Source organism: Massilia sp. CMS3.1, from assembly GCF_051262535.1.
GTDB lineage: Bacteria > Pseudomonadota > Gammaproteobacteria > Burkholderiales > Burkholderiaceae_D > Telluria.
Genome location: NZ_JBIMES010000060.1, coordinates 1 through 1,378, shown reverse-complemented (window position 1 = coordinate 1,378; position 1,378 = coordinate 1). Strand labels below are relative to the sequence as shown.

General features: G+C 53.8%; 2 protein-coding genes and 1 pseudogene. All 3 read left to right on the top strand.

Annotated elements, in window-relative coordinates; all coding sequences use genetic code 11:
• Positions 1-193 precede the first annotated feature (193 nt).
• A complete protein-coding gene (locus ACHAC9_RS24395) occupies positions 194-493 on the top strand; it encodes a type II toxin-antitoxin system HigB family toxin (protein ID WP_435764382.1) in 300 nt (99 codons plus the stop codon).
• A 6-nt stretch (positions 494-499) separates the two neighbouring features.
• Positions 500-877, top strand: a complete 378-nt coding sequence (locus ACHAC9_RS24390) for a helix-turn-helix domain-containing protein (protein ID WP_435764384.1) — start codon at positions 500-502, stop codon at positions 875-877.
• Positions 878-1,105: 228 nt separating this feature from the next.
• A pseudogene (locus ACHAC9_RS24385) lies at positions 1,106-1,315 on the top strand (IS6 family transposase); the annotation flags it as partial.
• Positions 1,316-1,378 lie beyond the last annotated feature (63 nt).

Genomic DNA, 1,378 nt, shown 5'->3' with positions numbered 1-1,378 from the left:
CGGGAAGGCACTGCCCCAAGAGTACTTCCTTGCAGTCCGCCTATAGATGTGCGCGCAGAGAAATGATTCTTGTTTGATGCGTTGCCATTCGAACAGGACGACCTACCAGAGAACGTCGCGGCGTGCCGGGTGTGCACCCCACAAACCGAAAGAAAAACTTGCATGAGTCCCATTTTGGGACTAATATACATGCATGCGAATACTCTCACTTCCGACCATAAAATCGTTCTACGAGCAGCCAACATACGCGGACGCTAAGACGCCGCTAACAACCTGGTATGGGTTTGTCGTAAAAGCGCGTTGGTCATCGCCGACAGACGTAAAAGCTGACTTCGGAACTGCCAGCATCCTAAAAAATGGACGTGTCGTATTCAATATCGCTGGCAACAAGTACCGACTCATCACGTCGATCAATTACCCGCACGGCATCGTATTTATCAAGTTCATCGGTACGCACAAGCAGTATGACGCCATCGATGCTCAGACAGTCTAAGTGAGGTTGCAAATGGAAATCAAACCTATCAAGACCCCCGCTGATCATACGGCAGCTCTCAGCGAGATTGACGGCCTGATGTCCGCCGAACTGGGCACTCCCGACGGCGATCGCCTCGACGTGCTGGCCACGCTGGTAGAAGCTTATGAATCAAAGCACTTTCCCATGGAGCTGCCAAATCCAATTGATGCGATCAAGTTCAGGATGGAGCAGAAAGGCCTGACTCCGAAAGACCTGCAACCTATGATTGGTCGCTTGAATCGAGTCTACGAGATTTTAAGCGGTACTCGTCCGCTGACGCTTGCGATGATCTGGCGCTTGCACGAAGGACTGGGAATCCCCGCCGAGTGCCTCATCAAGCAACCTGCGGCCCTGGCGCCGTAATGGACCGAAAAACCATGATCGATGCCGCGAATAGTACCGCTGTCCGTGAGCATGCAGCCGCTACGGCTGCGCTCCCATCGTCACACTATTTGGTGGATGGTGGACTTGTTAATGAAGGCGATTTGATCTGAGATTTTAACGAAGCGAACTGGAAAGGTTCTGTCGCATTAGCGAATGTCGACGGCCCAATCAGGTAAACTGCGGCGCCCGAACCCTGGACGAATCGATATGCTCAACTTCAAAGGGATGCGCTTTCCGATGGATGTGATCCTGGTCTGCATCCGTTGATATGCGGCCTACCCGCTGAGTTACCGACACCTCGAGGAGATGATGCAAGAGCGCGGCGTGTCGGTCGACCATTCGTCGATCAACCGGTGGGCGATTCGTTTGCTGCCGATCATCGAGAAGATGGCTCGGAAACACAAGCGCGCGGTCGGCGGCGTGGCGAGCTGAGCGAGCTGCTCGCCCTCATGTACGAGCTCGACCATAAGGACTTGCGCG